This is a genomic window from Acidovorax sp. JMULE5, assembly GCF_013376875.1.
Classification (GTDB): Bacteria; Pseudomonadota; Gammaproteobacteria; order Burkholderiales; family Burkholderiaceae_C; genus Acidovorax; species Acidovorax facilis.
On sequence record NZ_CP035951.1, the window covers coordinates 3,248,619 to 3,268,480 of the forward strand.

20 protein-coding genes are annotated in these 19,862 nt (G+C 65.4%); 8 read left to right on the plus strand and 12 right to left on the minus strand.

Going from position 1 to position 19,862, the window contains the following annotated elements; genetic code table 11:
- Positions 1–34: 34 nt before the first annotated feature.
- A complete protein-coding gene (tkt, locus tag EXV95_RS14785) occupies positions 35–2,104 on the plus strand; it encodes a transketolase (RefSeq protein WP_176887422.1) in 2,070 nt (689 codons plus the stop codon).
- A gap of 88 nt (positions 2,105–2,192) precedes the next feature.
- Entirely contained in the window at positions 2,193–3,191 is a 999-nt protein-coding gene (gene gap / locus EXV95_RS14790; RefSeq protein ID WP_121421498.1) for a type I glyceraldehyde-3-phosphate dehydrogenase, read from the plus strand.
- A 211-nt stretch (positions 3,192–3,402) separates the two neighbouring features.
- Here gap and EXV95_RS14795 read toward each other — a convergent pair whose 3' ends face one another.
- Complete coding sequence (locus EXV95_RS14795) at positions 3,403–4,551, minus strand: mechanosensitive ion channel family protein (RefSeq protein WP_176887423.1); 1,149 nt, start codon at positions 4,549–4,551, stop codon at positions 3,403–3,405.
- Between the two features lie 377 nt (positions 4,552–4,928).
- Here EXV95_RS14795 and EXV95_RS14800 point away from each other — a divergent pair, with 377 nt between their 5' ends.
- Together EXV95_RS14800 and EXV95_RS14805 are read left to right on the plus strand one after the other, a co-directional pair.
- Complete coding sequence (locus EXV95_RS14800) at positions 4,929–5,306, plus strand: DUF4398 domain-containing protein (protein ID WP_055398468.1); 378 nt, start codon at positions 4,929–4,931, stop codon at positions 5,304–5,306.
- A gap of 107 nt (positions 5,307–5,413) precedes the next feature.
- The gene (locus tag EXV95_RS14805) at positions 5,414–6,334 is read left to right on the plus strand and encodes an OmpA family protein (RefSeq protein WP_176887424.1); all 921 of its coding nucleotides are present in this window, start codon (positions 5,414–5,416) and stop codon (positions 6,332–6,334) included.
- Positions 6,335–6,527: 193 nt separating this feature from the next.
- Here EXV95_RS14805 and EXV95_RS14810 read toward each other — a convergent pair whose 3' ends face one another.
- The 3 genes from EXV95_RS14810 to EXV95_RS14820 form a co-directional block, all read right to left on the minus strand.
- On the minus strand, positions 6,528–7,547 hold the full coding sequence (locus EXV95_RS14810) for an aldo/keto reductase (protein ID WP_176887425.1): 1,020 nt from the start codon (positions 7,545–7,547) through the stop codon (positions 6,528–6,530).
- A 71-nt stretch (positions 7,548–7,618) separates the two neighbouring features.
- Positions 7,619–8,227, minus strand: a complete 609-nt coding sequence (locus tag EXV95_RS14815) for a YdeI family protein (protein WP_176887426.1) — start codon at positions 8,225–8,227, stop codon at positions 7,619–7,621.
- Between the two features lie 62 nt (positions 8,228–8,289).
- Positions 8,290–9,114, minus strand: coding sequence for a sigma-70 family RNA polymerase sigma factor (locus tag EXV95_RS14820; RefSeq protein WP_176887427.1), 825 nt, complete (start codon positions 9,112–9,114; stop codon positions 8,290–8,292).
- A gap of 159 nt (positions 9,115–9,273) precedes the next feature.
- On the opposite strand from EXV95_RS14820, the gene EXV95_RS14825 reads away from it, so the two are divergent.
- From EXV95_RS14825 to EXV95_RS14835, 3 genes are all read left to right on the plus strand, one after another.
- Positions 9,274–9,627 (plus strand): FlxA-like family protein, encoded by a 354-nt coding sequence (locus EXV95_RS14825; RefSeq protein WP_176887428.1) that lies wholly within the window; start codon positions 9,274–9,276, stop codon positions 9,625–9,627.
- 124 nt (positions 9,628–9,751) lie between these two features.
- On the plus strand, positions 9,752–11,071 hold the full coding sequence (locus EXV95_RS14830) for a flavin-dependent oxidoreductase (protein ID WP_176887429.1): 1,320 nt from the start codon (positions 9,752–9,754) through the stop codon (positions 11,069–11,071).
- 138 nt (positions 11,072–11,209) lie between these two features.
- Positions 11,210–11,809, plus strand: coding sequence for an ATP-dependent Clp protease proteolytic subunit (locus tag EXV95_RS14835; RefSeq protein WP_176887430.1), 600 nt, complete (start codon positions 11,210–11,212; stop codon positions 11,807–11,809).
- Between the two features lie 81 nt (positions 11,810–11,890).
- On the opposite strand, the gene EXV95_RS14840 is transcribed toward EXV95_RS14835, so the two are convergent.
- The 8 genes from EXV95_RS14840 to EXV95_RS14875 all read right to left on the minus strand — a co-directional run bounded on the left by EXV95_RS14840 (position 11,891) and on the right by EXV95_RS14875 (position 18,689).
- Positions 11,891–12,844: a Gfo/Idh/MocA family oxidoreductase gene (locus EXV95_RS14840; RefSeq protein ID WP_176887431.1), complete on the minus strand. Its 954-nt coding sequence runs from the start codon at positions 12,842–12,844 to the stop codon at positions 11,891–11,893.
- 13 nt (positions 12,845–12,857) lie between these two features.
- Positions 12,858–13,724 carry a class III extradiol dioxygenase subunit beta gene (locus EXV95_RS14845; protein WP_121508264.1) on the minus strand — a complete coding sequence of 289 codons (867 nt, stop codon included), beginning with the start codon at positions 13,722–13,724 and terminating at the stop codon, positions 12,858–12,860.
- 2 nt (positions 13,725–13,726) lie between these two features.
- Positions 13,727–14,167: a protocatechuate 4,5-dioxygenase subunit alpha gene (ligA, locus tag EXV95_RS14850; protein ID WP_055398479.1), complete on the minus strand. Its 441-nt coding sequence runs from the start codon at positions 14,165–14,167 to the stop codon at positions 13,727–13,729.
- Between the two features lie 4 nt (positions 14,168–14,171).
- On the minus strand, positions 14,172–15,101 hold the full coding sequence (locus EXV95_RS14855; RefSeq protein WP_176887432.1) for an amidohydrolase family protein: 930 nt from the start codon (positions 15,099–15,101) through the stop codon (positions 14,172–14,174).
- 35 nt (positions 15,102–15,136) lie between these two features.
- On the minus strand, positions 15,137–16,144 hold the full coding sequence (locus EXV95_RS14860; RefSeq protein WP_176887433.1) for a tripartite tricarboxylate transporter substrate binding protein: 1,008 nt from the start codon (positions 16,142–16,144) through the stop codon (positions 15,137–15,139).
- Positions 16,145–16,241: 97 nt separating this feature from the next.
- Positions 16,242–16,925 carry a 4-carboxy-4-hydroxy-2-oxoadipate aldolase/oxaloacetate decarboxylase gene (gene ligK / locus EXV95_RS14865; RefSeq protein ID WP_176887434.1) on the minus strand — a complete coding sequence of 228 codons (684 nt, stop codon included), beginning with the start codon at positions 16,923–16,925 and terminating at the stop codon, positions 16,242–16,244.
- Between the two features lies 1 nt (position 16,926).
- Complete coding sequence (locus tag EXV95_RS14870) at positions 16,927–17,961, minus strand: amidohydrolase family protein (RefSeq protein WP_176887435.1); 1,035 nt, start codon at positions 17,959–17,961, stop codon at positions 16,927–16,929.
- A gap of 35 nt (positions 17,962–17,996) precedes the next feature.
- Entirely contained in the window at positions 17,997–18,689 is a 693-nt protein-coding gene (locus EXV95_RS14875; RefSeq protein ID WP_176887436.1) for a substrate-binding domain-containing protein, read from the minus strand.
- A 170-nt stretch (positions 18,690–18,859) separates the two neighbouring features.
- Here EXV95_RS14875 and EXV95_RS14880 point away from each other — a divergent pair, with 170 nt between their 5' ends.
- The gene (locus EXV95_RS14880) at positions 18,860–19,810 is read left to right on the plus strand and encodes a LysR substrate-binding domain-containing protein (RefSeq protein WP_055398484.1); all 951 of its coding nucleotides are present in this window, start codon (positions 18,860–18,862) and stop codon (positions 19,808–19,810) included.
- Positions 19,811–19,862: the final 52 nt, after the last annotated feature.

Genomic DNA, 19,862 nt, shown 5'->3' on the forward strand with positions numbered 1-19,862 from the left:
TTTCCCCCGAATCACCCACCCTGAACCCCCCCCCATGGCCAACACCCAGCAATCCCAACAGATGGCAAATGCGATCCGCGCATTGGCCATGGACGCCGTTCAACAAGCCAACTCCGGCCACCCCGGCGCCCCCATGGGCATGGCCGACATGGCCGTGGCGCTGTGGAGCCGCCACCTCAAGCACAACCCTACCAACCCCCAGTGGTTTGACCGCGACCGGTTTGTGCTGTCCAACGGCCACGGTTCGATGCTGCTGTACGCGCTGCTACACCTCACGGGCTACGACCTGCCGATTGGCGAGCTGAAGAACTTCCGCCAGCTGCACAGCAAGACGCCCGGCCACCCCGAAGTGGGCTACACCGCTGGCGTCGAGACCACCACCGGCCCGCTGGGCCAGGGCATCACCAATGCCGTGGGCTTTGCGCTGGCTGAAAAGCTGCTGGCCGCCGAGTTCAACCGCGAAGGCCATGCCGTGGTGGACCACCACACCTACGCCTTCCTGGGCGACGGCTGCCTGATGGAAGGCATCAGCCACGAAGCCGTGTCCCTGGCCGGCGCCTGGAAGCTGAACAAGCTGATCGCCCTGTACGACGACAACGGCATCAGCATCGACGGCCAGGTTGCTCCCTGGTTTGCCGACAACACCCCCCTGCGTTTTGTGGCCAGCGGCTGGAACGTGATTGGCCCCATCGACGGCCACGATGCTGACAAGGTGGCCGCCGCCATCGAAGAAGCCAAGAAGCAGACCGAGCGCCCCACCCTGATCGTGTGCAAGACGCACATCGGCAAGGGCAGCCCCAACCGCGCCAACACCGCCAAGGCCCACGGCGAACCCCTGGGCGCCGAAGAAATCGCGCTGACCCGCGAAGCCCTGGGCTGGGCCAGCGAACCCTTCGTGATCCCCGAAGACGTGTACGCCAGCTGGGACTGCAAGGCCAACGGCCAAGCTTTTGAGGCCGCCTGGAACGAGCGTTTTGCCGCCTACACCGCCGCCTTCCCCGAGCTGGCTGCCGAGCTGACGCGCCGCATGAACGGCGACCTGCCCGCCAACTTTGCCCAGGTGGCCGTGGACACCGTGGTGGCCGCCCACACCAAGGGCGAAACCGTGGCCAGCCGCAAGGCCAGCCAGCTGGCACTGGAAGCCTTCACCGCAGCACTGCCCGAGCTGCTGGGAGGCAGCGCCGACCTGACCGGCTCCAACCTCACCAACACCAAGAGCACGCCCAACCTGCGCTTTGACATGCAGGGCAACGTGGTGAAGAACGAGGCTGGCGTGGGCGGCCGCCACATCAACTACGGCGTGCGCGAATTCGGCATGGCCGCCATCATGAACGGCGTGGCGCTGCACGGTGGCTTCATCCCCTACGGCGGCACCTTCCTCACGTTCAGCGACTACAGCCGCAATGCCATCCGCATGGCCGCGCTGATGAAGCAGCGCGTGATCCATGTGTTCACGCACGACTCCATCGGCCTCGGCGAAGACGGCCCCACGCACCAGTCCATCGAGCATGTGGCCAGCCTGCGCATGATCCCGAACCTGGACGTCTGGCGCCCCGGTGACACGGCCGAAACCGCCGTGGCCTGGAGCGTGGCCCTCTCCAACCGCAACAAGCCCACCGTGCTGGCCCTGTCGCGCCAGAACCTGCCCTACGCGCCCAAGCGCGACCTGGGCGACATCTCGCGCGGCGCCTATGTGCTGTCCGAACCCGCCGACGTGGGCATCAAGAAGAAGCCCGTGGCCGTGATCATCGCCACCGGCTCTGAAGTACAACTGGCCCTCAAGGCCCAGCGCCTGCTGGCCGACAAGAAGATCGGCGTGCGCGTGGTCTCCATGCCCAGCACCACCACCTTCGACCGCGAAGACGCCAAGTACAAGAGCAGCGTGCTGCCCGCCGGCGTGCCCCGCGTGGCCGTGGAAATGGGCGTGACCGACGGCTGGTGGAAATACGGCTGCGCTGCCGTGGTGGGCATCGACACCTACGGTGAATCGGCCCCTGCGCCCGTGCTGTTCAAGCACTTCGGTTTCACCGAAGAAAACGTGGCCGATGCGGTGCTGGTCGCCATCGGCGCCGCACGTCTGAAGCCCGCCAAGAAGGCCCGCTAAAACTTCTCCTGCCCGCTGTGCCCCGCTACCAGCGGGCGCGCGGTGGCAGATTCCCGATTTCGACTTTGCAACTTTGAAGAGGCTCCCTATGACGATCAAGATTGGTATCAACGGCTTCGGCCGCATCGGCCGCAACGTGCTGCGCTCGGCCATCCAGAACTTCAGCGACATCGAAGTCGTGGGCATCAACGACCTGCTGGAGCCCGAGTACCTCGCGTACATGCTGCAGTACGACTCGGTGCATGGCCGCTTCAAGGGCGAAGTCTCGGTCGAGGGCAACACCCTGGTCGTCAACGGCAAGAAGATCCGCCTGACGCAAGAGCGCGACCCCGCCAACCTGAAGTGGAACGAAGTCGGCGCCGACGTGGTGATCGAATCCACCGGCCTGTTCCTGGACAAGGTCACCGCGCAGAAGCACCTGGACGCTGGTGCCAAGAAGGTCATCCTGTCGGCCCCCTCCAAGGACGACACCCCCATGTTCGTGTTCGGCGTGAACCACGACACCTACGCGGGCCAAGCCATCATCTCCAACGCCTCGTGCACCACCAACTGCCTGGCTCCCGTGGCCAAGGTGCTGAACGACAAGTGGGGCATCAAGCGCGGCCTGATGACCACCGTGCACGCCGCCACCGCCACGCAAAAGACCGTGGACGGCCCTTCGAACAAGGACTGGCGCGGCGGCCGTGGCATTCTGGAAAACATCATTCCCTCCAGCACTGGCGCTGCCAAGGCCGTGGGCGTGGTGATCCCTGCGCTGAACAAGAAGCTGACCGGCATGTCCTTCCGCGTACCCACCTCCGACGTGTCGGTGGTGGACCTGACGGTGGAACTGGACAAGGCTGCCACCTACGATGAAATCAAGGCCGAGATGAAGGCCCAGTCCGAAGGCGCCCTGAAGGGCGTTCTGGGCTACACCGAAGATAAGGTGGTGGCCACCGACTTCCGTGGCGACACCCGCACCTCGATCTTTGATGCCGACGCTGGCATTGCCCTGGACGGCACCTTCGTGAAGGTCGTGAGCTGGTACGACAACGAATGGGGCTACTCGAACAAGTGCCTGGAAATGGTGCGCGTGGTATCCAAGTAAGTACGACTTGCGCAAAAGGGGATCAGGCGCCATGCTTGTCCCCGGAACGCAACGGCGGACTCAGGCCTGTTTGCGCAGGTCTTGAAAAGTTTTCCCTTTGAAGATGAAGAAGCGCTAGTAGCAACTACCCTGTTCAAGCCGGTCGCCTGCCAAGGCCACCGGCTTTTTTTTGCCCGCCCTCCGCGCATAGCAGGTACGGAGCACCTGGCATTCAACGGTCACCACCCCCAAGAGCTGCCGCTGCTGAGGCCGCCACAGCCAGCGGCGCAGGCCCCGGCACCTGCCCTGGAGCACTTGCAATGTGCACCGTGCGGGTGGGGAAAGCAAACTCCACGCCCATGGCCTTGAACTCGCGCAGCAGCCCGAGGTTGATGGACTGCTGCAGGTCCATGTACACGTTGAAAGCCGGGTCTTCGACGATATAGACCACCTCGTAGTCGAGCGAACTGGCGCCAAACGCCTTGAAATGCGCGCGGTCAAAACGCAGCTGCGGCTGGGCTTCGATGAGCTTGCGCACCACACCCGGAATGGCCTCAGCCTGCTCGGGGGTGGTGTCATAGGCCACGCCAAACGTGAACACGATGCGCCGCCGCTCCAGCATGCGAAAGTTGCTGATGGTCTGCTTGAGCAGGTCGGTGTTGGACATCACGATCTGCTCGCCCTGCAGGCTGCGGATGCGTGTGGTCTTGAGACCAATCACCTGCACCGTGCCCGACACGTTGCCCACCACGATGAAGTCGCCCACCTCAAACGGCTTGTCCACCGCGATGGCGAGCGAGGCAAACAGGTCTCCCAAGATGTTTTGCACCGCCAGCGCCACCGCAATGCCGCCCACGCCCAGGCTGGCGATGAAGGCCGTGATGTTCACGCCCACATTCGACAAGATGGCCAGCAGCACCACGCTCCACAACAGCGTGCGCAGCCCCCAGGACATCAGCGTGGCCGAGGCACTGACCTGCGTCATGCCACTGGACGAGTGCCGCTCCACATAGCGGCGCACGCCAATGCCAATGGCACGCATGCCCCACAGGCCCATCTGCAGCGCCACGGCCACAAACCACAGCTGGCTCAGGCGACTCTCCCAGCGGCCGGGCAGGTCCAGCAGGCTCGCGCCCACGAGCAGAGCCACCACCAGCATCAGTGTGCGGCTGGTGCCTTCCAGCACATCCACCATGGTCAGCGCCATGCCGCTGTGCGACTGCGTGGCCCACACCTTGGCGCGGCGGGTCAGCAGGTGCAGCACCACAAGGATGGCTGCATAGGTGGCCGTGGTGGCTGCCAGGGCCACGCACAGGCTCCACAACGGCACGCCGGCAAAGGTGGTCTCCTGGACCCAGGTCATAAAGGTGGATGGCTGCATGCGGGGACTCTCCTCTTCGTGGTGCAGTGACGGGATGGGGCGCGCGGGGGCGGGGCTGATACACGGGGTCGACCCGTGACCTCGGCCATGCAGGGCGCTTCAGCCCCGCAATGGCGCGCTGAGGTGCGCAACGTCCTTGATCGAGACCCCGTGGAAGTCAGAGTTCCGCAGTTGATCAGGCAACGGCTAATGCGCCGCTGGTCTGACCCCCGTTTGCAAGTGTTCGTAAGACATGCCCCACAGCAATACAGAGGCAGGGCCTACGCCCCGGTGCCGCGCGGGCCCCAACAATGCATCAACACCAGAACACCCCCTGGCTGCCCGCCCGAAACCTCGGTGCGGCACATCGCACAACCTCCACAGGAGTCCCCCACACCATGCATTCATCCGCACTGATCCGCACCGCCACAGCGGCACTCGCACTGGGCGCACTGGCCGCCTGTTCCTCCACCCCCGCCCCCACCGAGCAAATGGCCGTGAGCCGCACCACCGTGAACCGCGTTGCGGCTGCCCCGGCTGTAGCCACCAGCGCCCCCGTGCAGTTGCAACAAGCGCGCGAGAAGCTCATGCAGGCCGAAAAAGCCATGGCTGAAAAGGACTATGTGGCCGCGCGCCGCCTGGCCGCTGAGGCCGAGGTAGATGCCCGCGTGGCCGAAACCCGCGCCGACGCCGCCAGCAATGCCGCCAACCTGACGCAAGTGCAAGACGGCATCCGAGCGCTGCAAGAAGAAATCAACCGCCGGTCGCCGCGCTAGGCCAGCGCCAGACGTTGAAGCCCTAGCGCCCAACCTGGCTTCGACTCACGCCCAACACCGTTGAGGCCCCGCGATTGACCTCCCCCCATTTCAAGGAACACCTGACCATGCATCGCTTTTTTCACCGAACCACCGCCCTGTGCACCAGCCTGATTGCCGTAGGCCTGCTGGCCGCCTGCGCCAGCACCACCCCATCGCCCGCGCTGGAAGAGGCCCGTACCGCAGTGAGCACCGCTGCAGGAGACCCGGCCGTCAACCAGTACGCGCAGCTCGAACTGAAGCAAGCCACCGACGCACTCGCCAAGGCCGACCGCGTGTGGGCCGATGACCGCGACACGTCCGAGACCAACCACTTGGCATACATCGCCCGCCAACGCGCCGAGATCGCCACCAACGCGGCCCGCGCGCGCCAGCTGGATGCCAACATCCAGCAAGCGGGCAGCGAAGCCGACCGCATCCGCCTGCAGGCCCGCACCCAAGAGGCTGACGCAGCCCGCCTGCGCGCCCAGCAAGCACAACAACAGGCGATGAGCGCAGAGCAACGTGCGGCCCAACAACAGGCCCAGGCCACGGCCGCCATGGCCCAGGCCAACGCCGCACAAGACCGTGTGCGCACCCTCGAAGCACAACTGCGCGAACTCGAGGCCCAGCAAACCGAACGCGGCCTGCTGGTCACCCTGGGCGATGTGCTGTTTGCCTTCAATAAGGCCGAGCTCTCCGCCCAGGCCGGCCCGCGTCTGGACAAGCTGGCCAACTTTCTCAAGCAGTTCCCGGACCGCAAACTGCTGATCGAGGGCTACACCGACAGCGTGGGTAGCGACAGCTACAACCAGGACCTGTCAGACCGCCGCGCCCAAGCCGTGCGCGACGCGCTGGTGCAGCGCGGTGTGGACACCAGCCGCATCACTGTACGCGGCTACGGCAAGGCCCACCCCGTGGCCGACAACGCGTCGCCCGAAGGCCGTGCGATGAATCGCCGCGTGGAGATCGTGATCGCCGATGACAAGGGCAACCTGCGCGGCAGGTAAAGCGACACCCCCTGAGGCGCCACGCGCCTGCCCCCGCTCTCGCACCGCTGCGCGTTGCGGGTAGGGGACGCCGCCATCGCACGCTAGCGAAGCGCAGCCCGTGCGGCTTGGCGGCCCTTGCGCGGCGGCCACTGGCTTGAGCCACGCCGGTTTCTGAGGCCTATATCAATGAACGCGTCAAAGACCGCGCCGCTTACGCCGCGCGGTCTTCAAACGTTTCGGTATCCACTTCGCGCGCGCTCTGGGCGTTGTAGCGGTTGCCCACCACCGTGCGCTCATTGATCAGCGCGCCCAGACGCGCCATGGTGGCCGCATCCAGTCGCACGTTCACGGCACGCAGGTCGTCGTGCAGATGCTCCACGTTCGTGGTTCCTGGGATGGGGATGATGTGCTCACCTTGGTGCAGCAGCCACGCCAGGGCCAGCTGGGCGGGTGTGCAGCCCACATCGCGTGCAATCGCCTGGTAGCCATCGAGCAGCTTCAGGTTGGCCGCATACGCCTCGGGTGCAAAACGCGGCATGGCACAGCGGATGTCCTTGGCGTCCAGCGTGCTCACATCGGTCAAGCCGCCACACAAGAAACCGCGCGCCACCGGGCTGAACGCCACAAAGGCCACGCCAAGCTCGCGGCAGGCGTCCAGCACGGCAATCTCGGGGTTGCGCGTCCACAGCGAATACTCGGTCTGCACCGCCGTGATCGGGAACTCGGCATGCGCGCGGCGCAGCGTGGCAGCAGACACCTCGGAGAGCCCCACAGTGCGAATGTGCCCGCGCCGCACCAGCTCGCCCAGTGCGCCCACGCTTTCCTCAATCGGCACGCTCTTGTCCCAGCGGTGCAGGTAATACAGGTCGATCACATCGGTCTGCAGGCGGCGCAGGCTGTCTTCGCAGGTCTTTCGCAGCGTATCGGGCCGCCCGTCGATCACGCGCACCAGCTTGCCGTCACCCGCCACATCCACCCCCTGCATGCCGCATTTGCTGGCCAGCGTGAAGCGGCTGCGGTGCTGCTTCATCACACGGCCCACCAGGGTTTCGTTGGCTCCAAAGCCATAGAGCGTGGCGGTGTCGAATAGCGTCACGCCCGCATCAAGTGCAGCCAGCAGCACGCGCTCGCCCTGCTCGGCAGACACCGGCGCGCCATAGGCGTGCGACAGGTTCATGCAGCCCAGGCCAATGGCCGAGACGGAGAAAGGTCCAAGGTTTCTTTGTTGCATGCCGCGAGCTTACGGCAAGCGCGGCAATCCAGCGGGTAGCTCGGGCTTGGGCTTGGGCTTGGGTACAGGGCCTAAGATTTTGCGGCCGATGGCCGCTTTGCCCACAGCTCAATGCGCTCACCCGCAGCGCAGGCGGCCACCAACTCCGCAAACCGTGCCTCGCGGTTCGCATCGCGCTTGGCGGATGCGACCCAGTGCAGCATGCTCTTGCGATAGCTGGGTGGCGTGGACTCCTGAAAGAACCGCCACGCGGCCTTGTTGCGCTGGAAGGCGCGCTGCAGCGACGCCGGCAGCTCGACCACTGCCGCCTGCTCGTGGGAATAGATGGCCGACTTGTGCGCCTTTCGGTGGGCAAAGGCCGCGAGCCCAGCAGGGGTCATGCGGCCTGCCGCCTGCAACTGCTCCACCTTGGCGATGTTGACCGCGCTCCAGATGGACGAAGGCTTGCGCGGGGTGAAGCGGATCGAATACGTGTGCTCGTCAATGCGCCGCCGGATGCCATCGATCCAGCCAAAGCACAGGGCTTCGTCCACCGACTCCGACCAGCCCATGCTGGGGCGGCCCGAACCCACCTTGTGAAAGCCCACCAGCAACTCCGGCGCGCTGTCTGCATGGCGCTCCAGCCACTGGCGGAACGCCTTCGGGGTGGCAAAGAATGTGGGCGTGGGCGGCTGTGTCATGGTGCGGGAAACCTCCTTGCTTCGTGCCATCTTCCCGGCGGTTGCCACTGCGGCTGCGCAGGTTAGGCCACCACGGCTTCTTGCGCTTGCTCGGCATGCGGCCCCAGCGGCACCACGCAAAGTGTCACGCCATCCAGAGTGAGCACCAGCCCCAACTGCCCACCCACCTGCACCACACCACCCACCGTGGCCGGTGCATGCGAGGCAGGCGGTGGCGTGGGTTGCACGGAGCCATGCATAGCCAACGCACTCACGGGCGGCTGACGCAGCAGAGCCCAGAGTGCCTGAGGGTCCCGTGATCGCAGCGACTGCAGGTACAGGCGCAGCACTGCAGGGTCGGCGCCGTTGGGTTCATCGCGCCCATCGCCATGGCGGGCGTCGTCGCCTTCCCGAGCCTGCCGAAGGCGCAGCAACGCGCGGCGCAGCTGCTGGCGGCTGGCCGCTTCCGTCCGGCCACTGGCCTGCGCCAGCTCGGCGTGGCTGGCCTCGAACACCGCATGCAGCAGCACCGCAGCGCCCTCCGTGGGCGTCATGCACTCTGCCAGCCGCCGCAGTGCCAGCGTGGCCTGCTGCGCCAGCGCGGCATCGGCCTCCGCCGAGGGTGCAACCGTGCTGGCGGCATCGCCCTGCGCCGTCTGCATCGCTTCGGCCAACCATTGCGCCATCCACTGGCGCCGCCGCAAGCGGTCAATGGCCAGGTTGCGCACCACCGTCAGCAACCAGGCCTGGGCGGCATTGAGCGTTGTGGCGTTGGACTCCAGCGCGCGCACATAGGCGTCCTGCACGGCGTCCTCGGCCTCGACCGGGCCCAACAGGCGCGTGGCGGCACGCAGCAAGGTGCTGCGGCTGGCGTTCACCAACGCCATCAGGTGTTCATCGTTCTGCATCGGGGCATGGTGCCACAGGCTGCCGCAGGCCGCACATCGGCAGGCAATGACACGCAGGGTGTTGTCACTACCTCCGTCACATGGGTTGACGGCGTTCAACAGACCGCAGCGCGAGGGGGCGGCCGGTCAACTTTCCCGGCGCCTTGCCGATAACCAGGGATGCAAATTGCCAGCACCACCTCCACCACCGGCCCGGTCTCTTCGTCCAATGGCAGCAGCGACATCGCCAAGCTGCAAAAGCAGCTGCGCGAGTTGACCGAGCAGCTCAAGGGCGTGGCCAGCTCCGACATGGATGCCAAGGCCAAGCAACAGAAGGCCAAGTTGCTGCAGGCCCAGATCCAGATGGTGCAAGCCCAGATCACGGCGATACAGCGCGCGCAACAGCAAGAGCAGCAACGGGCCCAGGCAGCGAAAGCCGAAGGCGCTGCGGCCAGTGCCGCACAGCAGCAGAAGGCCGTATCCGCAAAGAATCAACCCGCTGGGCTGGGCAACAACGTCGATACCTACGCCTGACAAGAATGGCTTGCTGAGGGGGCGCTCCCAGCCTGCAAGCCCCCGCACCCGGCATGCACCAGCGCCACATTCGCCTGCGGCGTCCGCGACAAGCTCCGCCCGCCATTGCATGGACAATCTCGGCATGTCTGGCGCACCTACTACTACTTCACCCCTCTCTTCCGCCCGCCCCGTCCTGATCGCCGGTGGCGGCATTGGTGGCATGGCCACGGCCCTCACCCTGCACCAAATCGGCGTTCCCTGCGTCGTCTTTGAATCGGTGCCCGAGCTGCAGCCGCTGGGCGTGGGCATCAACCTGCAGCCCAACGCTGTGCGGGAGCTGCACGACCTGGGGTTTGGCAACGAGGTGCTGGACACGATTGGCCTGCAGGCGCGCGAATGGGCGCTGGTGGGCCGCAATGGGAACGAGGTGTACGCCGAGCCACGCGGCCTGCAGGCGGGCTACCACTGGCCGCAGTATTCGGTACACCGGGGGCAGCTGCAGATGATGCTGTTCAACGCCGTGCGAGAACGCCTGGGCGACGACGCCGTGCAACTGGGGCAGCGGGTGGTGGGCTACCGGCAAGATGCCGACGGTGTGACGGCGATCATCGAGACACGCGATGGTGAACGCCGGGAAGTGGACGGATCGCTGCTGATCGCCGCCGATGGCCTGCACTCGGCCGTGCGGGCGCAGATGCACCCCGCGCAGCCGCCCATCCAGTGGGGCGGTGCCATCATGTGGCGCGGCACCACGCCGGGGGTGCCTGTGCGAACGGGCGCTTCGTTTGTGGGCGTGGGCTCGCTGCGGCACCGTGTGGTGTTCTACCCCATCACACCGCCCGACCCGGCCACGGGCTTGGCCACCATCAACTGGATCGCCGAGATCACGGTGGACAACCAGGGCGGCTGGCAGCAGGGCGACTGGAACCGGCGTGTGGAGCTGGAGGAATTCGCTCACCACTTTGATGGCTGGAACTACAGCTGGCTGGACGTGCCCGCGATGCTGCGGGGTGCGAAGGACATTTTTGAATACCCCATGATCGACCGCGACCCCGTGCCCACCTGGGTGGACGGCCGCGTGGCGCTGCTGGGCGACGCGGCGCATGTGATGTACCCCGTGGGCTCCAACGGTGCCAGCCAGGCCATCGTGGATTCGCGCGTGCTGGGCGCACAGCTGATTGCGCAGGGCGTGGGCCCGCAGGCGCTGCGTGCCTATGACGACCAGCTGTGCAAGGACATCTCGGCGCTGGTGCTGCGCAACCGGGGCTCCGGCCCCTTTGGCCTGCTGGGGCTGGTGGACGAACGCTGCGGCGGGGTGTTCGACCACATCGACGACGTGCTGCCGCGCGAAGAGCGCGAAGGCTTCATGGCGCGCTACAAGGCGGCGGCGGGGTTTGCGATCGAGACGCTGAATGCGGCGCCACCCACCATCGCGCCGGGGCAGCGCGTGGCCGCTGGCTGAACAATCGAAGAGGCGCAGTGCGGGCCAGTGGGTCCGCGATGCAGTGCCAACCTGAATGTGCAAGCGCGGAGAAATGTCACGCCCGGCGTGTCTCGTTCGTCATGGCAGTCCTGTCACTCTTTTCAAGGACCTGCCCCCATGGACACGCCAGACACAACCCCCCCATCCTCCGCCCAAGGCGCCGAGCCGCGCACGTCGTACCTGGAAGAAAAGGCCTTCAAGGCCCGCACCCTGCTGGTCTTCGGCACCATCACCGACACCCTGGCCGCCGATGTGGCGCGGCGGCTGATTGCGCTGGATGCCGAGAGCGCCGAGCCCATCGACATGCTGGTGAGCTCGCCCGGCGGGCACCTGGAGTCGGGCGACACGATGCATGACTTGGTGCGCTTCATCACCGCGCCGGTGAACATGATTGGCACTGGCTGGGTGGGCAGCGCGGCCACGCACCTGTACCTGGCCGCGCCGCGCGAGCGGCGGTTCTGCCTGCCCAACACACGCTTTCTGATCCACCAGCCCAGCGGCGGCGCAGGTGGCCCGGCCAGTGACATTGCCATCCAGGCGCGTGAGATCGTGAAAGCCCGCGAGCGCATCGCGCGCACCATAGCCCTGCAGACGGGTAAGCCGCTGGAGGTGGTGCTGGCCGACATCGAGCGCGACCACTGGCTGTCGGCCGAAGAAGCGGTGGACTACGGCCTGGTCTCGCGCATCATCGAGAACAAAGCGGCTTTGAAGGGGTGAAGCAGCACGCCCCTTTAAGCTATTAAATACATAGCTGCTAGCGCTTGATGGATAAGCGCTAGCAGCTTATTTGGCTTGAAATCAGCCTGCGTTGAGCTGCAGCTCCAGGTCGTGCAGCACCTGGTAGCAAGGCAGTACCTGCGCCACGCTGGCGTTGGGCTCGCGGCCTTCCTTGATGGCGGCAAAGAACTCGCGGTCCTGCAGCTCGATGCCGTTCATGCTCACATCGACCTTGCTCACGTCGATCTTTTCTTCCTTGCCATTCACCAGGTCGTCGTAGCGGGCGATGTACGTGGCGGTGTCGCCGATGTAGCGGAAGAAGGTGCCCAGCGGGCCATCGTTGTTGAAGCTGAGCGACAGCGTGCAGATGGCACCGTTGGCGGCCTGGAGCTGAATGCTCATGTCCATCGCAATGCCCAGCGTGGGGTGGATAGGGCCCTGGATGGCATTAGCCTTCACGATGGGGCTGCCGGCCTGGTAGGCGAACAGGTCCACGGTGTGGGCAGCGTGGTGCCACAGCAGGTGGTCCGTCCAGCTGCGCGCCTGGCCCAGCGCGTTCATGTTGGTGCGGCGAAAGAAGTAGGTCTGCACATCCATCTGCTGGATGTTGAACTCGCCCGCCGTGATCTTTTTGTGCACGTACTGGTGGCTGGGGTTGAAGCGGCGGGTGTGGCCGCACATGGCCACCAGGCCGGTCTGCTTTTGCAGGGCAACAACCTTCTCGCCATCGGCCAGGATGTCGCACAGCGGAATCTCGACCTGCACGTGTTTGCCCGCTTCCAGGCAGGCAATGGACTGGCTGGCGTGCATTTGCGTGGGTGTGCACAAAATGACGGCGTCCACCTCCTTGATGGCCAGGCTGTCGGCCAGGTCAGTGGTGACATGCTTGATGCCGTACTTGTCGGCCACTTCCTGGGTCTTGGCGAGGTCGCGGCTGATGAGGGAGACGACTTCGACGCCGTCAATATTCTTGATGCCGTCCAGGTGCTTGATGCCGAAGGCGCCGGCGCCTGCGAGTGCGACTTTGATGGTCATGGTGTGTGTCCTTTTACGTGTTCTCAAGAATCAGATGGCCCACGGCGGTGTTGGACGCGGGCACATGGTAGAAGCGGTGCGCCAGCTTCGGCGGCTTGCCACCGGCCACGTCGGCCATCGCGCCACGCGCGATGAGCCACATCACCAGCTCGATGCCCTCGCTGCCCGCTTCACGCACGTAGTCGATGTGCGGAATGCTGGCGGCGGCCTCGGGGTCATTGATGAGCTTGTCGAGGAAGGCGTTGTCAAACTCTTTGTTGATGAGGCCTGCGCGCGGCCCCTGCAGCTGGTGGCTCATGCCACCCGTGCCCCAGATGTGCACGTTCAGGTCTTCGTCATAGCTCTCCACGGCCTTGCGGATGGCCTGGCCCAGGTTGTAGCAGCGGCGGCCGCTGGGCACGGGGTACTGCACCACGTTGACGGCGAACGGGATCACCGGGCAGGGCCAGGCGCCCTTCACGGGGTCTTGTTCGCCAAACATCAGCGACAGGGGCACGGTCAAGCCGTGGTCCACGGCCATCTTGTTGACGATGGTGAGGTCAAAGTCCTGCTGGATGACCGACTGTGCAATGTGTGCGGCGAGGTCGGGGTGGCCGACCACTTTGGGCACGGGGCGCGGGCCAAAGCCCTCGTCGGCCACTTCGTAATCGGCTGCGGTGCCGATGGCGAACGTGGGGATCAGGTCCAGGCTGAAGGCCGTGGCGTGGTCGTTGTAGACCAGGAAGATCACGTCGGGCTTGTGGTCCTTGATCCATTGCTTGCCAAAGTCATAGCCCGCGAACACGGGCTTCCAGTAGTCCTCGTGGGTCTTGCCCAGGTCCATAGCCGCGCCAATGGCTGGCACATGCGATGTGAACACGGAGGCGGTGATTTTGGCCATCGTCAAATTCCTTTCTTGCCCGCGCTACCTTGCGGCTGGCGGTGGGCCTGAGCGTCGCCATCTTCGCCCACGTAGCGGTTGCCTTCGGCGCTGCGGCCGCCGTTGATCATCATGTTGCGGTATTCCTCTTCGGTCATGCCGGTCATGCTGCCCGCCATCTGCTGAAAGCTCTTGCCGTCGGTCGAGCCGATCTTGGCCAGGAAGTAGATGTTGCCGCCCAGGCGAATGCACCAGTTCAGGTCGCGCGCCAGCACGGCCTGCTTCTGCTCTTCGGTCATCGCCCATTCGTCCAGGTAGGCACGTTCGTTGGCCTTGAAGCGGACGCGGTTCTCGGCCTTCATCAGGCTCATGCAGAACTGGTTGAGCCAGTAGCCTTTGCGGCTTTGCTCCGCATCAAAGATGGTCGTGCCGGGCACGTCCAGGTAGGGTTTATCGAGCGACATGGTGTCAGTCCTCCACGGTGACTTCTTCGGGCCAGTACAGGCGCATGGGGTTGTCCACCAGCAGCTTCTTTTGCAACTCCGGTGTCGTTGCGATGTGCGGGATGAAGTCCACCAGCAGGCCATCATCGGGCATGTGGTCCTTGAGGTTGGGGTGGGGCCAGTCGGTGCCCCAGAGCACACGGTCGGGGAACTCTTCCACCACGCGGCGGGCGAAGGGGATCACGTCGGTGTAGGCGTTCTGCTCGCCATTCAGGGCCTTGGGGCCGGTCACAGAGAGGCGCTCGGGGCAGCTCACCTTGCTCCACACGTTGGGGTGCTGGCGCATGAACTTCAGGAACAGTTCGAACTCCGGCCCATCCACCGGTTTGTTCACATCGGGGCGGCCCATGTGGTCCACCACCACGGTGGTGGGCAGGGCGGTGAAGAAGTCCCACAGCTCGGGCAGGTCCACCGCTTCAAAGTAAATCACCACGTGCCAGTCCAGCTTGTGGATGCGCGCGGCAATCTCCATCAGCTCGTCCTTGGGCGTGAAGTCCACCAGGCGCTTGACGAAATTGAAGCGCACGCCGCGCACACCGGCCGCGTGCATGGCCTGCAGTTCTTCATCGCTGACCGAGCGCTTGACGGTGGCCACGCCACGCGCCTTGCCGCCCGAGTGCACCAGCGCATCGACCATGGCGCGGTTGTCCGCGCCGTGGCAGGTGGCCTGCACCACCACGTTACGGGCAAAACCCAGGTGGTCGCGCAGCGCGTACAGCTGGTGCTTGCTGGCATCGCAGGGCGTGTACTTGCGCTCGGCGGCGTACGGGAACTCGGCCCCGGGGCCGAACACGTGGCAATGCGCGTCCACCGCACCGGCAGGCACCTGGAACCGGGGTTTGCTCGGACCCGCGTACCAGTCGAGCCAGCCAGGGGTTTTTGTGAATTCGCTCATGCGCGTACTCCTTGGTTTTTTTGCAGGCTCGCAGATCAGTCGAGGGACACGTTGGCCTTGCGGATCACGTCGCCAAAGCGCTGGCTCTCGTCCTTGACGAACTGGTTGAACTGGGCGCGGGAGGTGGGGAACTGCTCGTAGCCAAAGGTCTTGAACTTCTCGGCCACTTCGGGGCCGGTCAGGGCCTGTTCGATGTCCTTGCGGATCTTGTCGGCCACGGCAGCGGGCAGGCCGGGCGGCACGGCAATGGCGTTCCAGCCCGTGACGGCAAAGTCCTTGGGGCCACCCGATTCGGCCACGGTGGGCACGTCGGGGAACTCGGCCGAGCGCTGGGGCCCTGCAAACGCCAGCAGGCGCAGCTTGCCCGCGCGGTACAGCGGGCCTGCAGTGGCGGCACTGCCCAGCGCAAAGTCGATCTCGCCGGTGGAGACTGAGGTGTAGAGCTGCGTGGTCTCCTTGAAGATCACATGCTCCATCTGCGTGCCGGTGGCCGATTCGAACAGCTCCGAGCCCAGGTGCACCGGGTTGCCCACCGACCAGCTGCCGTAGTTGAGCTTGCCGGGGCGCGCCTTGGCATCGGCCACGATGTCGCCCACGGTCTTGTACTTGCTGCCCGTGCCCACGGTGAAGAAGAAATGCGTCTTGAACAGCGGCAGCAGCGTGTCGAAGTCCTTGGCCACGTCGTAGGGCAGCTTCTTGAACAGGCTGGGGTAGGCGGCCAGGTGCACGTTGTCCAGGATGAGCAGGTCGTGGCCGTCCTTGGCGCCGCGCTTCCAGGCATCGATGGCGATGAAGCCGTTGCCGCCAGGGCGGTTCTCCACGATCACGCCCGTGCCCCAGGTGCGCGAGAGCTTGTCGGCCACCAGGCGGGCCACGCCGTCGGGGCCGCCACCGACGGGGAAGGGGCTGATGATGCGCACCTGCTTGGTGGGGAACTGCTGCGCGGCAGCGAATTGCGGCGCCAAAGCTGCGGCCGCGGCCACGCCCAATGCCAGGGACAACGTGCGGCGGAGACGGAAAGAGGGAGACACAGAGAACGTCATGGAATACAGAGCAGAAGAAAAACGATAGCTATGAAATTAGTAGCTACTAGCGCTTATTGAATAAGCGCTAGAGGCCAAAAAGACTTGAGACCGGGGTTCAGTCGATGTACCTGAGGCCTGCCTTCTCCAGGCCGGGGCGCATGTTGTACATGTCCAGGCCCAGCACGCCGCTGGCGAGCTTGGCGCGCTTCTCGCCCTCAAAGCTCTCGCGCTTTTGCGCGGCGGCCAGGGTGTCGGCCGCGCGGGCGGCGGGCACACACACCACACCGTCGTCGTCGGCCACGATCACATCGCCCGGCGTGACCAGTGCACCGGCGCACACCACGGGGATGTTGACCGAGCCCAGCGTGGCCTTGATGGTGCCCTTGCTGCTGATCGCGCGGCTCCAGACGGGGAAGTTCATCTCCTGCAGCGTCTTCACGTCGCGCACCCCGGCGTCGATGATGAGCGCGCGGGCGCCACGGGCCTGGAAGCTGGTGGCCAACAGGTCGCCAAAATAGCCGTCGGTGCACTCCGAGGTGACGGCTGCCACCACGATGTCGCCGGGCTGGATCTGCTCGGCCGCCACATGCATCATCCAGTTGTCGCCGGGCTGCAGCAGCACGGTGACGGCTGTGCCGCTGACCTGCTGGCCGCCGTAGATGGGGCGCATGTAGGGCTTGAGCAGGCCCACGCGGCCCATGGCCTCGTGCACGGTAGCCGAGCCGAGGGCAGCCAGGCCGTCAGCGGCTGCGCGGTCGGCACGGGTGATGTTGCGGTAGACAACGCCAAGTTCAAACATGTCAGAGCCCCTTTGCCTTCAGGCGTGAATCGAGTCGGGAGAAAACACGGCGCGTGTTGGCTTCGTAGATCTGGTGCTTGTCTTCGGCACTGAGGATCTTGGACGCCTCGATATAGCGCTTGGTGTCGTCGTAGTAATTGCCGGTGGTGGGGTCGATGCCCCGCACCGCGCCGATCATTTCGCTGGCAAACAGCACGTTCTTCACCGGGATCACGGTGTTGAGCAGGTCGATGCCGGGCTGGTGGTACACGCAGGTGTCGAAGAACACGTTGTTCATCACATGGTCGTCCAGCAGCGGCTTCTTCATCTCCTGCGCCAGGCCCCGGAAGCGGCCCCAGTGGTAAGGCACCGCGCCGCCGCCGTGCGGGATCAAAAACTTGAGCGTGGGGAAGTCCTTGAACAGATCGCCCTGGATCAGCTGCATGAAGGCCGTGGTGTCGGCGTTCAGATAGTGCGCGCCGGTGGTGTGAAAGCACGCGTTGCAGCTGGTGCTCACGTGGATCATGGCGGGCAGGTCGTACTCCACCATCTTTTCGTAGATGGGGTACCAGTGCTTGTCGGTCAGCGGGGGGCTGGTCCAGTGGCCGCCGGAAGGGTCAGGGTTCAGGTTGATGCCCACGGCGCCGTATTCGTGCACGCACTTTTCCAGCTCAGGGATGCAGGTCGCGGGATCGACACCGGGGCTTTGCGGCAGCATGGCCACGGGCACGAAGTGGTCGGGGAACAGCGTGGAGACCCGATAGCACAGCTCGTTGCAGATGGCGGCCCAGGTGCTGGACACATTGAAGTCGCCGATGTGGTGGGCCATGAAGCTGGCGCGCGGGCTGAACAGCGTGATGTCGCTGCCGCGCTCCTTCATCAGCTTGAGCTGGTTGGTCTCGATGGACTCGCGCAGCTCGTCGTCGCTGATGTGCAGGTCTGCCACTTTGGGCATGGCCGCGGGGTCTTTGATGCCGGCGATCTGCGCATTGCGCCAGTTCTCCAGCGCCTTGGGGGCCGTGGTGTAGTGGCCGTGGCAGTCGATGATGAGGCTCATTTTTGGGTGCTCCTGGAAGGTGTTCTTGTGATCGGTCAGGCAGGGGTCATGCCCTGCTTTTGCTTGGCTTCGGCCGCAGCGGGCGAAGCCAGGTAGGCCAGCAGTGCATGCGCGGCATCCACCTGCTGCGACAACGCGCCGATGCCCGCTGAAAACGTGGTGGTGATCTGGATGGCCGGTGGCAGCGGGCCCACGATCTGGATGCCCTGCACATGCAGCAACTCGCTCAGCTGCTGAAAGCCCAGCGCCACCTCGCCCTTGGCCACCAGCGAGCCCACCGGCACCCCGGGAGGCGCCTGCACCATGCGCGGTGCGATCTGTTCGGCAATGCCCCAGCGCTCGAACAGCTTGGCCAGTGCCACGCCGCTGGGGCCGGTGGACAGGCTGATGCTGGGCGCGGCCAGCACGGCCTGGCGCACTGCTTCTTCGGTGCGGATGTCGGGCAACGGTGCGCCTGCAGGCACGGCCACGGCCACGCCGGAGTGCACCCAGTCCACCTTGCTGCCGGGCAGCAGGTGACCCGCAGCCAAAAGCTTGTCGATGGCGTCGGAGGCAAGGATGACGACGTCGAACGCCTCACCGGCCGCCACACGCTTGGCCGCGTCCACGCCGCCCACCGATTCGATGGCGGCCTGCGTGCCCGATTGCTGTGCAAAACCGGCTACCAGATCGGCCAGCACCTGGCGCGTGGCCATCGACGAAATGCCGCGAATTTCTGGGGGGGTCATGCTGTGTCTCCTGCCGGGCTGCGGGTGGCCCGCGCGTTGCGTGCGCTGGGGTTCCATGGCGCTGATTGTGGTCAGCGCAGGGCCAAACAAGAAGGCGGCACCGGCACTACCAGATATATCATTCCGTGATCGTTGACTTGGAGCTATTCAAATAGCAGAGAGCATTCCCCATGGACCTCAAGCAGATCGAATACTTTGTGCGCGTGGCCGAGCTGGGTAGCTTTACCCGGGCTTCGGTGGTGCTGGACATTGCCCAGCCCGCCCTGAGCCGCCAGGTGCGCCTGCTGGAGGTGGAGCTGCGCCAGAACCTGCTGGTGCGCAATGGCCGGGGTGCCACGCCCACCGAGGCGGGCAAGCTGCTGCTGGAGCATGGGCGCGGCATCCTGCACCAGGTGGAGCGCGCCCGCGAAGAACTGGGCCGCGTGCGCGGCGCCCTCGCCGGGCGTGTGGCCATTGGCCTGCCGCCCAGCATTGCCAAGGTGCTGACCGTGCCGCTGACCCGCGCCTTCCGCGTGAAGCTGCCCGATGCGGCGCTGGCCATCAGCGAAGGGCTGTCGGTGGCCATGCGCGAGTCGCTGACCACAGGGCTGCTCGACATTGCGCTGCTCTACAACACGCCCCCTGCGCCGGGCATCGAGATCACTGCTCTGCTGGAGGAAGACCTGTTTCTGGTGCAGCGCCGCGCCGTGGGCCAGAGCGAGGCGGAGGCCGATACCCTGGCCCGCACGCCCCTGCCGCTGGACGAGCTGCCCCGCTTTCCGCTGGTGATCCCCACGCGCCCCAACTCGATCCGCATGCTCGTGGAATCGGAACTGGCCGCGCGCGGCAAACGCCCCCAGATCAGCCTGGAGATCGACGGTGTAGCCGCCATCCTGGACCTGGTGGCCGATGGCGCGGGCTGCGCGGTGCTGCCCATGAATGCGGTCACCACGTCGGGCAAGCCCGAGGTGTTCATTACGCGGCCGATTCTGGGTGCGAGCATGGATGGCGAGGACAGTGCAAGGCTGCGCAGCAAGCTCTTCTTGGCAGTGAGTTCGCAGCGCCCGGCCACGCTCACGCAGCAGGCGATGGCGGAGCTGATTCGCAGCACCTTGCAAGCGTTGTACAGGAGCCCCCCCTGAGGCGCTGCGCGCCCCGGTGCAGCCGCCCGAGGTGGCAGCTCTTCGGGAACGT

Bases quoted from the DNA above. Each gene is read 5' to 3' on its own strand.
- EXV95_RS14870 (WP_176887435.1), bottom strand. From the start codon at position 17,961: ATGAGCCTCATCATCGACTGCCACGGCCACTACACCACGGCCCCCAAG.
- EXV95_RS14795 (WP_176887423.1), bottom strand. From the start codon at position 4,551: ATGCAGCCATCCACCTTTATGACCTGGGTCCAGGAGACCACCTTTGCC.
- EXV95_RS14855 (WP_176887432.1), bottom strand. From the start codon at position 15,101: ATGAGCGAATTCACAAAAACCCCTGGCTGGCTCGACTGGTACGCGGGT.
- EXV95_RS14810 (WP_176887425.1), bottom strand. From the start codon at position 7,547: ATGCAACAAAGAAACCTTGGACCTTTCTCCGTCTCGGCCATTGGCCTG.
- tkt (WP_176887422.1), top strand. From the start codon at position 35: ATGGCCAACACCCAGCAATCCCAACAGATGGCAAATGCGATCCGCGCA.
- EXV95_RS14800 (WP_055398468.1), top strand. From the start codon at position 4,929: ATGCATTCATCCGCACTGATCCGCACCGCCACAGCGGCACTCGCACTG.
- EXV95_RS14830 (WP_176887429.1), top strand. From the start codon at position 9,752: ATGTCTGGCGCACCTACTACTACTTCACCCCTCTCTTCCGCCCGCCCC.
- EXV95_RS14875 (WP_176887436.1), bottom strand. From the start codon at position 18,689: ATGACCCCCCCAGAAATTCGCGGCATTTCGTCGATGGCCACGCGCCAG.
- EXV95_RS14835 (WP_176887430.1), top strand. From the start codon at position 11,210: ATGGACACGCCAGACACAACCCCCCCATCCTCCGCCCAAGGCGCCGAG.
- EXV95_RS14805 (WP_176887424.1), top strand. From the start codon at position 5,414: ATGCATCGCTTTTTTCACCGAACCACCGCCCTGTGCACCAGCCTGATT.
- ligK (WP_176887434.1), bottom strand. From the start codon at position 16,925: ATGTTTGAACTTGGCGTTGTCTACCGCAACATCACCCGTGCCGACCGC.
- EXV95_RS14880 (WP_055398484.1), top strand. From the start codon at position 18,860: ATGGACCTCAAGCAGATCGAATACTTTGTGCGCGTGGCCGAGCTGGGT.
- EXV95_RS14860 (WP_176887433.1), bottom strand. From the start codon at position 16,144: ATGACGTTCTCTGTGTCTCCCTCTTTCCGTCTCCGCCGCACGTTGTCC.
- EXV95_RS14815 (WP_176887426.1), bottom strand. From the start codon at position 8,227: ATGACACAGCCGCCCACGCCCACATTCTTTGCCACCCCGAAGGCGTTC.
- EXV95_RS14840 (WP_176887431.1), bottom strand. From the start codon at position 12,844: ATGACCATCAAAGTCGCACTCGCAGGCGCCGGCGCCTTCGGCATCAAG.
- EXV95_RS14820 (WP_176887427.1), bottom strand. From the start codon at position 9,114: ATGCAGAACGATGAACACCTGATGGCGTTGGTGAACGCCAGCCGCAGC.
- EXV95_RS14845 (WP_121508264.1), bottom strand. From the start codon at position 13,724: ATGGCCAAAATCACCGCCTCCGTGTTCACATCGCATGTGCCAGCCATT.
- EXV95_RS14825 (WP_176887428.1), top strand. From the start codon at position 9,274: ATGCAAATTGCCAGCACCACCTCCACCACCGGCCCGGTCTCTTCGTCC.
- gap (WP_121421498.1), top strand. From the start codon at position 2,193: ATGACGATCAAGATTGGTATCAACGGCTTCGGCCGCATCGGCCGCAAC.
- ligA (WP_055398479.1), bottom strand. From the start codon at position 14,167: ATGTCGCTCGATAAACCCTACCTGGACGTGCCCGGCACGACCATCTTT.